The sequence below is a fragment of the uncultured Brachyspira sp. genome (genome assembly GCF_910578695.1).
Lineage (GTDB): Bacteria > Spirochaetota > Brachyspiria > Brachyspirales > Brachyspiraceae > Brachyspira.
The window spans coordinates 1-12,915 of record NZ_CAJTQJ010000055.1 but is presented as its reverse complement, the minus strand read 5'-3'; the positions used below and the strand labels follow the sequence as shown (position 1 = coordinate 12,915).

The 12,915-nt window shown below is 26.3% G+C and carries 12 protein-coding genes; 9 read left to right on the top strand and 3 right to left on the bottom strand.

Going from position 1 to position 12,915, the window contains the following annotated elements; genetic code table 11:
* Positions 1–740 (top strand): hypothetical protein (locus QZ288_RS11060; protein ID WP_295158846.1); only part of this gene is annotated, 740 nt, incomplete at its 5' end.
* Between the two features lie 211 nt (positions 741–951).
* Here the strand turns inward: QZ288_RS11060 and QZ288_RS11055 are convergent.
* The gene (locus QZ288_RS11055; protein WP_295158844.1) at positions 952–1,713 is read right to left on the bottom strand and encodes a hypothetical protein; all 762 of its coding nucleotides are present in this window, start codon (positions 1,711–1,713) and stop codon (positions 952–954) included.
* Between the two features lie 95 nt (positions 1,714–1,808).
* Positions 1,809–4,205, bottom strand: a complete 2,397-nt coding sequence (locus QZ288_RS11050; protein ID WP_295158842.1) for a sodium-translocating pyrophosphatase — start codon at positions 4,203–4,205, stop codon at positions 1,809–1,811.
* Between the two features lie 275 nt (positions 4,206–4,480).
* Here QZ288_RS11050 and QZ288_RS11045 point away from each other — a divergent pair, with 275 nt between their 5' ends.
* Complete coding sequence (locus QZ288_RS11045) at positions 4,481–5,065, top strand: histidine phosphatase family protein (RefSeq protein ID WP_295158840.1); 585 nt, start codon at positions 4,481–4,483, stop codon at positions 5,063–5,065.
* 44 nt (positions 5,066–5,109) lie between these two features.
* Complete coding sequence (locus QZ288_RS11040) at positions 5,110–6,084, top strand: cobalamin biosynthesis protein (protein WP_295158838.1); 975 nt, start codon at positions 5,110–5,112, stop codon at positions 6,082–6,084.
* Positions 6,085–6,192: 108 nt separating this feature from the next.
* On the opposite strand, the gene QZ288_RS11035 is transcribed toward QZ288_RS11040, so the two are convergent.
* The gene (locus QZ288_RS11035; protein WP_295158836.1) at positions 6,193–7,566 is read right to left on the bottom strand and encodes an MATE family efflux transporter; all 1,374 of its coding nucleotides are present in this window, start codon (positions 7,564–7,566) and stop codon (positions 6,193–6,195) included.
* A gap of 498 nt (positions 7,567–8,064) precedes the next feature.
* On the opposite strand from QZ288_RS11035, the gene QZ288_RS11030 reads away from it, so the two are divergent.
* The 6 genes from QZ288_RS11030 to QZ288_RS11005 all read left to right on the top strand — a co-directional run bounded on the left by QZ288_RS11030 (position 8,065) and on the right by QZ288_RS11005 (position 12,761).
* A complete protein-coding gene (locus QZ288_RS11030; protein WP_295158835.1) occupies positions 8,065–8,457 on the top strand; it encodes a PepSY-like domain-containing protein in 393 nt (130 codons plus the stop codon).
* Between the two features lie 43 nt (positions 8,458–8,500).
* Positions 8,501–9,259, top strand: a complete 759-nt coding sequence (locus tag QZ288_RS11025; RefSeq protein ID WP_295158833.1) for a hypothetical protein — start codon at positions 8,501–8,503, stop codon at positions 9,257–9,259.
* A gap of 28 nt (positions 9,260–9,287) precedes the next feature.
* The gene (locus tag QZ288_RS11020) at positions 9,288–9,911 is read left to right on the top strand and encodes an MBL fold metallo-hydrolase (RefSeq protein WP_295158831.1); all 624 of its coding nucleotides are present in this window, start codon (positions 9,288–9,290) and stop codon (positions 9,909–9,911) included.
* A 22-nt stretch (positions 9,912–9,933) separates the two neighbouring features.
* Positions 9,934–10,836 carry a DUF1848 domain-containing protein gene (locus QZ288_RS11015; RefSeq protein ID WP_295158829.1) on the top strand — a complete coding sequence of 301 codons (903 nt, stop codon included), beginning with the start codon at positions 9,934–9,936 and terminating at the stop codon, positions 10,834–10,836.
* A 60-nt stretch (positions 10,837–10,896) separates the two neighbouring features.
* Positions 10,897–12,237, top strand: coding sequence for a tRNA lysidine(34) synthetase TilS (gene tilS / locus QZ288_RS11010; protein ID WP_295158848.1), 1,341 nt, complete (start codon positions 10,897–10,899; stop codon positions 12,235–12,237).
* Positions 12,238–12,344: 107 nt separating this feature from the next.
* Complete coding sequence (locus QZ288_RS11005; RefSeq protein ID WP_295158827.1) at positions 12,345–12,761, top strand: secondary thiamine-phosphate synthase enzyme YjbQ; 417 nt, start codon at positions 12,345–12,347, stop codon at positions 12,759–12,761.
* The last annotated feature ends 154 nt before the right edge of the window (positions 12,762–12,915 follow it).

Sequence of the window (12,915 nt, the reverse complement as noted above, 5' to 3'; positions counted from 1 at the left end):
ACTCAGCACTCAGCAATAATTCTGCTTTAAACAATAAAAAATATTTTAAATCCCAATTAACTATAATATATCAGCATACTATTTTTGTATTGCATAAATTAATAAAACTTTCAAGTAAAATCCATTATTTAAATCCATTTAATATAAATAATTCTCATAAAAAAAGTCATAATTCATTTAATTCAGCAATAAGCATTAGAAATAATGTTTATTATAAAAAATTATTAAAAGGAGTTCATACTATGAACAAAAAAATTTTATCTATTTTTATAATGGTAATGGCTTTATCATTATTAGGCGTAAGTTGTAATAATAAAACTACTAAGCCAAGCACAAACACACCTACAGAAAAACCAGACGGCGGAGATCAAGGAGACACTAAAAAAGACTTAGGTACATTGGTACCTTCAAGTGAAGTTGATTTTGGTACCGATATTGAATTTACTGCTGATATAACTAAAAATGTTACTATAAATGGAATAAGTTCAGAAGCAAAAAATATAACTTATACAATTTCTAGTGTATCTGGTCTTACTGGAGCTAGTGAAGCTAATTTCTCTTATAACGGTACTACTTTAACAATGAAAAAAGATATTGCTGCTGCATTTACTGATGATACTCAAAAAACATTTAAAGTTAAAGTTAAATTAAGTGCAGATGGATTTAAAGATGGAGAAGTAGATATTACTTGCAAAGCAAAAAAGAAAGCTGAAGCTTCTGGCGGTGATGGTAGTAAATAAAACTGATGATAGTTTTTATGTTTATTAAAGAGTATATAGGGGTGTATATTACTATACCCGTTGCCTACAGTATAAAAACTGTTATTTACAAACTCTAAAATAATATTTTAGATATTTACTCAAGCTTCATAATTATCCTAGTAGGCTTTGATTAAATATGCCCCTTTGTTTATATTAAGCAAGGGGGTTTTTATTTATATAGAATTTTAAATTAATTATATCCGCCGCTTCTTCCAAAAGATAAGCCTAAAAATAAACCTACAGATAAAGCAGAAAAATTATACTTATTATATATATTATGCCCTAAATTGCCGTTAATAGTATCAGTGTTATACTGCATACCGAAATTATATATCATATAAACTCCTCCATTAACAGCTAAATTAGGAAGAAGATATAAAAAGCCCTCAAAAGTAATTTTCATATAAGGCATTATAGGAACTTTAAATAGTTCTTTTATATCACTAGCATTCCAATTATTTAAATTAGGTGCTGTAATAGTCCCTCCGTATTTGCTTGAAGCAGTAATAGCATATAAAGGAGCTAATATTCCTCCGCCTAATCCTATAGACATCTTACTGAAATTTAATTTAACTGAAGCACCAATCATCATAGAATAAAATGAGATAATCTCTGTATATTTTATACTGTTCTGCTTATAATCAGACATCAATACATTCATACTAAAGCCTATATCAGCAAATAAACTAATTCCCTTGATTATGCTTGTATAATCATTTTCAAATAATTTAAAATAATTTCCTACCTGAAAAAATAAATTCATTTCAAAACCTAAAGTACCTTTAGGACTCTCATAAATAGTATTTTTATAATCCTTATTTACATCTATAGAATTAAAAGGAAATTCAATTCCGTAATAGTTTTGAAAATTTATCTCTAAGCCTGCAAATGCATTATATGTAATAGTTATCATTACAATATTAATAAATAAAAAGTATTTTAATAATCTCATAATAAACTCTTTTTTTAACTGCTTATTAATTATTAAAAAAGCTGTCTAACTTTTATTAAGTAAGACAGCTTATATTTATATCAAAAAATAATTAATTACTTAATGATTTTATCAGCTATACCTAATATAGCCTGAATCTTCGGAGAGAAAGCAACTATAGCACCTGCAAATACAACACTTATCAAGCTCATTAATTTGATAAGAATATTTATTGAAGGTCCTGAAGTATCTTTGAATGGATCGCCTACAGTATCTCCTATAACAGCAGCAGCATGATTAGGGTTAGTAATCTTTTCTCCTGTTTTTTCATCAATGATTTTCTTACCGCCTAAGTTTCCTGCTTCAATATATTTTTTGGCATTATCCCAAGAACCGCCCGCATTAGACATCATAACAGCCATAGAGAATCCTGCAGTTAATCCTCCTACCAACATACCTATAACAGCAGGTACTCCGAATAAAAAGCCCACAACAATAGGCACAATGATAGCAAGCACAGAAGGAACAATCATTTCTTTTTGAGCAGATTTAGTACATATTTGAACAGCTTTTTCATAATCAGCTTTTACGCCTTTTTCACCTGCAAGCAAGCCTTTAATTTCTCTGAACTGTCTTCTAACCTCTTCTACTACGCCTGCAGCAGCACGTCCTACAGCTTTCATAGTTAAAGCACAGAAGAAAAATACCAACATAGCACCGATAAATATGCCTATTAATACTTTAGGATTCATCAAGTGAATATTAAAAGCATTCATAAACTCATTCATACTCAAACTATAAACCACTTTATCATATAACTCTTTAGCACTATTAGCGGTATACTGAACAGTACCTATATCTATAGAAGTTAAATTTCCTGTATTAATCATTCTTCCTAATGCAGTTTTGATTTCTTCTATATATGCGGCAATTAAAGCCATAGCAGTTAAAGCAGCAGAACATATAGCGAAGCCTTTACCAGTAGCAGCAGTAGTATTTCCTAAAGAATCCAAAGCATCTGTTCTTTCTCTAACGCTTTCAGGAAGTCCTGACATTTCAGCATTACCGCCTGCATTATCAGCTATAGGACCATAAGCATCTGTAGCCAATGTAATACCCAAAGTAGAAAGCATACCTACAGAAGCCAAAGCAATACCGTATAAGCCTTGAGAGAATGAAGAAGCTCCTGTACCGAAACCGCCTGCAAAACCGAATGCTAATATTATAGATATAACAACTGTAACAACAGGCACCAAAGTAGACTGCATACCTACAGCAAGCCCGCCGATAATAACTGTGGCAGGACCTGTTTTAGACTGTTCAGCTACCCATTGAGTAGGTCTGTATTCGGCAGCTGTATAATATTCTGTGAAAAATCCTACTACATTGCCTGCTATAAGCCCTACAATTATAGAAACGAATAATCCTAAATTATTCGGAAGAAGTGTTTTTACAAGTAAGAAAGCAACTATTATAATAATAACGCTGCTTACATAAACTCCGACTCTTAAAGACTTTAATAATTCTCCCATAGTAGCATTTTCTTTAGTTTTAACAAAGAATACTCCCATAATAGAAGAAAGAGTGCCTATTGCCGCAAGTATCATAGGAAGAGATACAGCGAATATAGGACTTACATCAGGGTTAATATATCCGAAAGCAGCAGAACCTAAACTCATAGCAGCAAGTATAGAGCCTGCATAAGATTCATAAAGGTCAGCACCCATACCTGCAACATCGCCAACATTATCGCCAACATTGTCGGCTATAACAGCAGGGTTTCTTGGGTCATCTTCAGGTATTCCAGCTTCAACTTTACCGACTAAGTCAGCACCTACATCGGCAGCTTTAGTAAATATACCGCCTCCTACACGGGCAAACAAGGCTTGGAAAGAAGCACCTACTCCGAAACTAAGCATTGTAGTAGTGATAAAATGCATTTTGGCAGCAGTATATTCAGCAGTTCCTTTAGCTATTCCTGTAGAAGCTAAATTAAGAAAATCAGTACCTAATAGACTATTATCAAGCCAAATATTTAAAACTATAAACCATAAAGAAATATCAAGCAGAGCTAAGCCTACTACTGTAAGCCCCATAACTGCACCTGAACGGAAAGCTATTGTTAAGCCTTCATTTAAAGACTTACTAGCTGCATTAGCTGTTCTAGCCGATGCATAAGTAGCAGTTTTCATACCTAAAAAGCCTGATAAAGTTGAGAAGAAACCGCCTGTTAAAAATCCTATAGGAATGAAAGGATTCTGAACCTTTAATGCATAAGAAAGAACAGCAAAAATAATGAAAGCTCCTGCAAAAAAGAAAGCTATAACTTTATACTGCTGTTTAAGATAAGCTATAGCACCGGAACGGACATGCGAAGCTATTTCTTTCATAGTTTCATTACCTTCATCTTGTTTACGCATCCATTTATAAAAATAGAATGCAAAGGCTAATGTTAATATTGCCGCTGATATTGTAAAAAAGCGGGCATTTTCAGCTAATATTTCATAATTCATAATATACACCCTTTTTTTGAATTTTGGTAAAATTTCATAATTTTAGATTATAGTACAATATTCATAAATTGTCAATAATTGTCAATAAAAAACTAATACTATTTTTTATATATATAATACTTATATTAATTTTTTTTATTAATTACTTAATTACTATTTTTTAATATAGTATAAATTCTATTAAAAAATTGCATTATATATTGAAAAAAAATAAACTATAATTATAATGTAAAATATGAATGAAAAATAAAATATTTTAGTCGGAGTAATCAATTATGAAAATTCTTTTTATACGACACGGACAAACTCAGCTGAATGCAGAAGGAAGATGGTTAGGTTCTACAGATGCTCCATTATCCGAAGCAGGAAAAGAAGCATTAATAAATAAAAAAAATATTATAGATAAATATAAGCCTGTTCAAAAATTATATTCAAGTCCTATGAAAAGATGTATGGAAACAGCTGATATATATTTTGAGCTTATGGATAAAGAAGTTATTGAAAATCTTAAAGAGAGAGGATTCGGGGATTTTGAAGGCAAAAATCACGAAGAATTAAAAAATAATCATTATTATAAAGAATTTTTTAAATCTGATTGGAAAAGCAATGTTCCAAACGGAGAAGATTCTGAAAATTTCTTTAAAAGAACTAAAAATGCATACCTCTATATAATAGAAGATATGAAAAAAAATAATTTAGATTATACTGCAATTGTAACTCATGGAGGGGTTATTATGTCTATATTCAGTATATATGATAAGCAGAAATTATACTTTTATGATTATCTGCTGCCTAACGGATGCGGATATTATACAGAAATTGATGATAAAAATTATATAAGTATTATAGAAAAGTTATAATTTTACGATGATTATTAGTAATAATATTTATTGGAATAAACAATATGAAAATACTATTAATACTGCCTATATCTTTTCTTTTAAATATATTTGTAAAAAAAATTAATTTTAATCCTTTTGTATTTATATCAAGACTGCATTTTATGGCAGAAGATTTATTTAGAAAAAAGTCAAAAAAATCAGGCAAATCGGCAGCTTTTATAACAGGAGCTTTATTTTCTATAATAATCACGGCAATATGTTTTATAATAACTTTTTTTCTATTAATGCTATTATATAAAATTCACTTTATTTTAGGATTAATTATAGAATTGATATTATGCTATATAGCTTTAGGTATAAGAAAGCCTTTAGAAATAAGTTCATATATATTTCACAGCCTAAAAAATAATGATATAAAAAAAGCTAAATCTCTATTAAAAGAAAATACTGAAATAGATACGGAAGATATGGAAAAAGAACAGTTAATAAAAAATACTATAGAATACACAGCTATAAGTATTTCTGAAGATTATATATATCCTGCTGTATTTTTACTGATTGGCGGTGCGGCATTATTAATAGCATATAAGGTTATTTATACGCTTTCTGAAAGTTCTTCGGACACCATATATATAGATGAAAATAAAACTGATGATGCATTTGGAATATTTAATATTAAATTATGCTATATATTAAATATAATACCTTCTATATTTGTATCTATAATTAATATATTTACGGCTATGTTTTTAAGGTATGAATATAAAAATGCATTCATAACATTAAAAAGAGACGGAAAAAATAATAAATCAAGAATTGAGGCTAGTATTGCAGGAGCTTTGAATATAGAGCTTGGCGGAGAATATATAAAAGACGGTGAAATATATGACAGACCATTGGTAGGAGAATATTTAGAAGATTTGAATCCTAACGATATAGAAAAAGCTGATAAACTTATATTAATTTCTGCTGTATTTTCTTTATCAGCATTAATAATAATTAAGCTTATTTCTATGCTTATATCTTCTATAAGATAAAATAATATAGCAAAAATTAAGATAATTAAAAAATATAAATTATTTAATTAGTATATTAGGCTTTAAATAGTTTTTTTATTTAAAGCCTGTATTTTTATAATATATTAATTATTCATTTTCATAAACTGCTTTATTTAATAAATTATCATTTTTGAAATTTGAATTATAAAATATAAATAAAAATAGTATTAATAGTATGAACTGAGATATAGGTATAGCAAAAAATATACCATTAAGCTTAAAAAATAAAGGAAGTATTAATATGCATAGAGGGCTTATAAATAAAGGATCAATATAAGTTAAAAGTGCAGAGTATCTGATTTCTTCTGATGAATAAAAATATGCAGTTCCAAGTCTTACTATAGGCTGAATTATGAATGCTATTGATATTATAGGAAGCGAAAAACTAACTATACTATTAGTTTCTAAAGATGCCCCGAATAATATGCCTAATTTATTTTTTAAAATTAATACTATTATAATTAGAATAAGCCCTAATATTATATTAAATAATATTCCTTTTATAAATACTTTTTTCATCATATCATTTCTTAAAGCCCCTTTAAAATAGCTTATCATAGGCTGACAGCCCTCTGCTACTCCCTCAAATAAATACAAAATAGAGGCGTAAATATAATTCATTACAGAATATGCAGAAGTTCCCAAATATCCGCCGTATTTAATGCATTGCCAATTATTAAGTATCACTATAAAAGAGGGAGCCATTACTAAACCGAATGGAGATAATCCTATCTGCAGAGCCCTTTTAGTCATAGATAAATCAAAATCTGATAACTTTATTTTTGTTCTGTTTTTCTTTCTTATAAAAAGATAATAAACAGCTGTCACAGAAACTAATGCCTGAGCTATTATTGTAGCTAAAGCAGCACCGAACATTTCTAATCTAAACACCATTAAAAATAAATAATCAAGAATAATATTTGTTATAAGTCCTAAACCCATAAAAATCATAGCTTGAATAGTTTTTCCTAGATTTCTTATTATAGGCATGCATCCGAATGATATTATCTGAAAGCCTCCTCCCAAAATAATAACTGTAATATAGGAATCAGCTTGTCTAAATACCTCATCTCTTGCACCAAGCAAATATATGATATGGTTTTTTAGCAAAAGTAAAATAACTGTTAATATTATGCTTGAAATAAGCAGAGAAATAAAAGTATTTACTTTAGCCTTATTAAATCCTTCTATGTTATTGTCGCCAAGATATGATGACATTATAACAGAGCCTCCCATACCAAGCATAACAGCGGCGGCGGCAAGAAAAGTTCCTATAGGATAAACTAAATTAATTGCAGTAAGTCCTATATCTCCCATAGAGTTGCCTATAAAAAAACCGTCTACAACTATATAAAGTCCTCCAAGCATAGTAGAAACTATTGAAGGCAAAACATATTTGAAAAAAGATTTTTCCATTGTCTTAATATTCATATCACTGATATTAATTGCATTAATATTCATAAATATAATATCTCCTTAAAATTGGTCTGATTATATACTATTTTTAATTTATTATTTTGTCAATATGAAAAGTACGGAATTTTACTTTTTTATTATATTGAAATATTTAATTTTTAATCATAAAATAAATGTCTTATATATTATGCTTAAAAAATAATATGAATTTTTTATATTATCATTTTTAAACATTTTTTGATGATTTTGATGATATAGAAAAATATAGCGTTTATACATTATAGCTTACTTCTTAAATATATTAAGTAATTTGTAAATTGCATATTTTAAGTTTATGTACTGCTTTATTGTAATATTATATAGTTATTTTTTAAGTTCATTAAAGGCAGAATAATGAATAAAAACAAATATACAAGTATTAATAAGAAATATATATAGAAAGAGATATAGAAAGATATATATATAGAAATATAGATAGATAAAAAGAAAAAGCCTATGAATTTAAAAGCATATAGATTATTAAATATTATAAAAGGTTAAGCTATGGATATTATACCTTATGAAAAACTCCCTGACAAAGCAAAAGATTTTTTAGAGAAATATTTTAGTTCTTATTATATATTTAAAGTAACATTCTCATCATCATATAATGCAGTATTTAAAGGAGGAAGCTCTGTTAATTTTAATGCAAAAGGAGAATGGAGTTCTATAATAGGAAATGGAAATGAAATACCATTAGAAATTATATATAAGTTTGCTGAAGATAATATTATAGAAAAAGAAGTTAAAGAAGTTATAGAAACTTTAAAAAATAAATATACCAGCTTTAATATATATAGAATAATAAAGAAAAAAAATAAATATGAAATAGAAATAAACAGAAATATTGCTGTAATAGATATTAAAGGCAGTATATTAAAAATAAAAAATATATAAAACATATATTGAAATTTGTATTTTTAAGGTTTATTATATTTAAATGAAAACTATATTAATAATTTTTTTTGTATTAAACTCAATTCTTAGTGCACAGTATTATTCCTATACTAATATTGCCGATTTTCAAAAAAGCGAATATCTTGTACATAAGGGCATATCAAGTAAAAAAAATAATGCTGTGATAGTATATACAGAAACTTTTATAGATGATAATGGATATTGGAATATAAAAGAAACATCTGTAAAAGGATCAGTCACAAATAAATTAAAAGATCCGTTTTTATTAGAAGAGAGCATAATGACAAATATTAGAAAGTCTGAAATGCATTCAAAAATAGATTTGGAAAATATGAGAACAATTTATAATAAAACTATAGATTATTATGATTTCGGTACTATGGAATATACATTTGATATAATGGGTAAAGTAAATTATACAAATACAGAAGGTTCTTTAGCAATATTTTCTATGTACGGAATATATCAGATAGCTAGGGCTTTTCCGTTTGAAAGTACTAATAAAATGAATATTATAATGCCTGATGCTTCTAAAGACAGTAAATTGAATATATCAGTATTGAATAACGGAATAAAAAAAATAAAAATAGCTGATGAAGATAAAGAATGCTATGAAATGGAAGTAAAAATAGAGGGTATTCCTTTTGCCGTATTTATCCCTAAAATTGCTGCTTATATAGAAAAAGATGATGAGGCAAGAAAAATAATAAAATATAATACCATATTCGGTATGCTTGATACTATGGATATTTTTCTTACAGAATATACAGTAATAAAATAATAATAAAAAAATAATAGGAGAGACAATAATGAGCGAATTAAAAATAGAGTGCATAAATACAAATATGTACGGAATGAATTCTTATATAGTATCCGCTGATGATGAAGCTATGATTATAGATGCAGCACAATTAAATAATTATGATATTTATAAAAAAATATTAGAGGGAAAAAAACTAGTGAAAGTAATATATACTCATGGACATTTTGATCATATATCAGGTGCCGATGATATAAGAAAATTGCACCCTGATACGCCTCATTGCGTTCATAATTTAGATTATGATTTTTTTAAAGACGGCAGTTTGAATGTAAGTGCATATTTAGGAAGCATACTTCAATGTCAAAGCCCTGAAATACAATTCAATGACGGCGACACTTTCAAATTGAAGGATATAGAATTTAAAGTTATACATACTCCCGGACATACAAGAGGAGGAGTATGCTATTATACCAAAGGACATTTATTCTGCGGAGATACAATATTTGCTTACGGAATAGGAAGAACAGATTTTCCTACAGGAGATTTCGCTCAATTAGAAAAAAGCATACAGGATAAAGTATTTGCTTTAGATGATGATACTTTAATATATCCAGGGCATGATATTTACGGAATAAAATTATCGCAAAGAAAAAAAATGGGCGTATTTTAAATTTTAAACTTAAAAATAAAAAATGATAATAAGTGCAAGCAGAAGAACCGATATACCTTCATTACATACTAAATGGTTTTTAAATAGGTTAAAAGAGCAATATATAATTACGCAAAACCCTATAAACAAAAATAAATTCTATAAAATACCATTAAATAAAAATAAAGCTGATATAATAGTATTTTGGACAAAGAATCCTGATATAGATTTTTTAAAAAAAGTTAGAGATTTAGGTTATGAGTTTTATATGCATTTTACTATCAATGCATACGGCAGAAACATAGAAAAAAATATACCTGATAAAAAATTATTAATAAAAAAATTCCAAACTATAAGCAGATTATTCACAAGAGAGAGAATAATATGGAGATATGATCCTATTATTTTAAATGATGACTTTAATGCATATTATCATATAAATAATTTTAAAAATATTTCTGATAATTTAAATGGATTTACAGATGAATGCATATTCAGTTTTATTCAAATATACTCAAAAATAAAAAATAATATAAAAAATATAAATACAAATGATGATGATAAACTTTTATTAATAAAAACTATAAAAGAAATATCTGAAAAAAATAATATAAAATTAAAATCCTGCTCTCAAGATTTTAATAATATAAATATTGAAAAGTCGGCATGCATAGATAAAAAAAGAATAGAAAAAATATTAGGCTATTCTATAAAAGAAAAAAAAGATAAGTCTCAAAGAAAATTATGCGGCTGTATAGAAAGCATTGATATAGGTATGTATAATACCTGCTTAAATGAATGCATATACTGTTATGCCAATTCAAAAAATATATTGAAAGATTATGATGAAGATAGTGAAATATTATCAGATAAAAAATTAAATGCAGAAAATATACAAGAGAGAAAAATAATTATAAATGAAAAAAGTATGATATTTAAATTATAAATTACAGATAATTTTATGACGGATAATTTTATGACAGATAACCTTATGACAGATAATCTTATGATAGAAGAAACTCAGAAATTTTTAATCTCAAATATAGATGATATAAAAAACAAAACATTAGCTTTAGCATATTCAGGCGGAATAGACTCTCATATTATGCTTAATATACTATACAGATTAAAAGAAAAACTATCATTCAATTTGATAATGCTTCATGTAAATTATAATCTTAGAGGCGAAGATTCAATTAATGATGAATTATTCGCAAGAGATACGGCGAATAAATATAATATAGAAATATATATTAAAGAAATACCTCCTAACAGCTATAACAAAAAAAATATACAGCTTGAAGCTAGAAATGACAGATATAATTTTTTTAAAGAACTTTATAATAAAAAAATATATGATTATTTGATAATAGCACATAATAAAGATGATTTGGCTGAAACTATTATTTACAGAATGATTAAAGGTGCTGGAGCTGATATTTATAAGAGCCTTAGAAAAAAGAAAGGATATATTTTAAGACCTATACTCAATTTTTATAGAAAAGATATTGAAGTTTATGCTGAAAAAAATAAACTCTCTTATAGAGAAGATTATTCAAATAAAAAAAATTATTATGCAAGAAATAAAATAAGAAATTTAATAATACCTATGCTTGAAGAAATAAATACAAAATCTAAAGATAATATTATTTTATTTTCAAAAAGAATATATAAAGAAACTTCATTTTTAAGAAAAAAAGTATCTAAATTATACAAAAAAAATATATCTGATAATAATAAATCTCTTAATATAAAAGAAATAAAGAATATAAATACAATTTTTGCAAAAAAAATAATTATTAAATTTTTAGCAAAAAATAACATTGATATAACAGAAAAAAGAGTTATAGAAATATTAAAAATAATAAAATCAAATAAGCCTAATATAAAATTAAGACTTGATAATTTTTATTTAATAAAAGAATATAATTTTATTAATATAAATCCATTAACTATATTAGAAGAAAATACGAATATTTATTTAAAAATAAAAAATGACGGGATATATGATTTTTTTAATAGAAAAATTGAAATAAAAACTATTTTAAATAAAAATATTAATTATAAAGATAAGCTTTATATAAAATATGAATTTCCAATAATTATAAGAAATAAAAAAGACGGAGATTTTTTAAATGCTTATCCTTATGGAAATAAAAAACTTTTAAGAAAAATATTTATAGATTTGAAAATATCTTTATACAATAGAAGCAAAATACCTATTATAGCTTCTGAAAATGATGATATACTAGCATTATATCTGCATCCTTATGGTTTAAATAGAATCTCAAATAATGCTGCAGTAAATGAAGATGATAAATATATATTAGAAATAAATATATATTAGAAATAAATTTTTATTATAATTAAATTAAATTAATAATCTTATATTAAAAACTTGTAATGCTTATTATTTTATTATATTATAATGATATATATTTTAGGAGAGTAAAAATGAAATCATATAGAAAAGTTTTAGAAATTAATTATCCTAAAAGAAGAGGATATATGAATATTACATCTGAAGTTCAAAAATGCATAGATGAAAGCGGAATTAAAGAAGGATTTGTATTATGCAATGCTATGAATATAACAGCAAGCGTATTTATCAATGATGATGAAAGCGGACTTCATCATGATTTTGAAGTATGGCTTGAGAAATTAGCACCTGAGAAACCTCATAGTCAGTATCATCATAACGGCTATGAAGATAATGCAGATGCTCATATGAAAAGACAATTAATGGGAAGAGAAGTAGTAGCGGCAATTACAGAAGGAAAACTTGATTTTGGAACTTGGGAGCAGATTTTTTACGGAGAGTATGACGGAAAAAGACTTAAAAGGGTATTAATAAAAATAATAGGAGAATGATTTATTATTGCTGCTGTCGATAAACTCGCTTTAAATAGCTAATAACTGATATTATAAAAATTATGAGTGCCTGACATTGTTAATAATGGCAGGGATTACTGACGAACAAGTTTTTTATTAGTAATAATAAAGATAAACAAACAGCTTATAACTG

Bases quoted from the DNA above. Each gene is read 5' to 3' on its own strand.
- QZ288_RS11020 (WP_295158831.1), top strand. From the start codon at position 9,288: ATGAGCGAATTAAAAATAGAGTGCATAAATACAAATATGTACGGAATG.
- QZ288_RS11005 (WP_295158827.1), top strand. From the start codon at position 12,345: ATGAAATCATATAGAAAAGTTTTAGAAATTAATTATCCTAAAAGAAGA.
- QZ288_RS11025 (WP_295158833.1), top strand. From the start codon at position 8,501: ATGAAAACTATATTAATAATTTTTTTTGTATTAAACTCAATTCTTAGT.
- QZ288_RS11035 (WP_295158836.1), bottom strand. From the start codon at position 7,566: ATGAATATTAATGCAATTAATATCAGTGATATGAATATTAAGACAATG.
- QZ288_RS11040 (WP_295158838.1), top strand. From the start codon at position 5,110: ATGAAAATACTATTAATACTGCCTATATCTTTTCTTTTAAATATATTT.
- QZ288_RS11030 (WP_295158835.1), top strand. From the start codon at position 8,065: ATGGATATTATACCTTATGAAAAACTCCCTGACAAAGCAAAAGATTTT.
- QZ288_RS11050 (WP_295158842.1), bottom strand. From the start codon at position 4,205: ATGAATTATGAAATATTAGCTGAAAATGCCCGCTTTTTTACAATATCA.
- QZ288_RS11055 (WP_295158844.1), bottom strand. From the start codon at position 1,713: ATGAGATTATTAAAATACTTTTTATTTATTAATATTGTAATGATAACT.
- QZ288_RS11045 (WP_295158840.1), top strand. From the start codon at position 4,481: ATGAAAATTCTTTTTATACGACACGGACAAACTCAGCTGAATGCAGAA.
- QZ288_RS11015 (WP_295158829.1), top strand. From the start codon at position 9,934: ATGATAATAAGTGCAAGCAGAAGAACCGATATACCTTCATTACATACT.
- tilS (WP_295158848.1), top strand. From the start codon at position 10,897: ATGATAGAAGAAACTCAGAAATTTTTAATCTCAAATATAGATGATATA.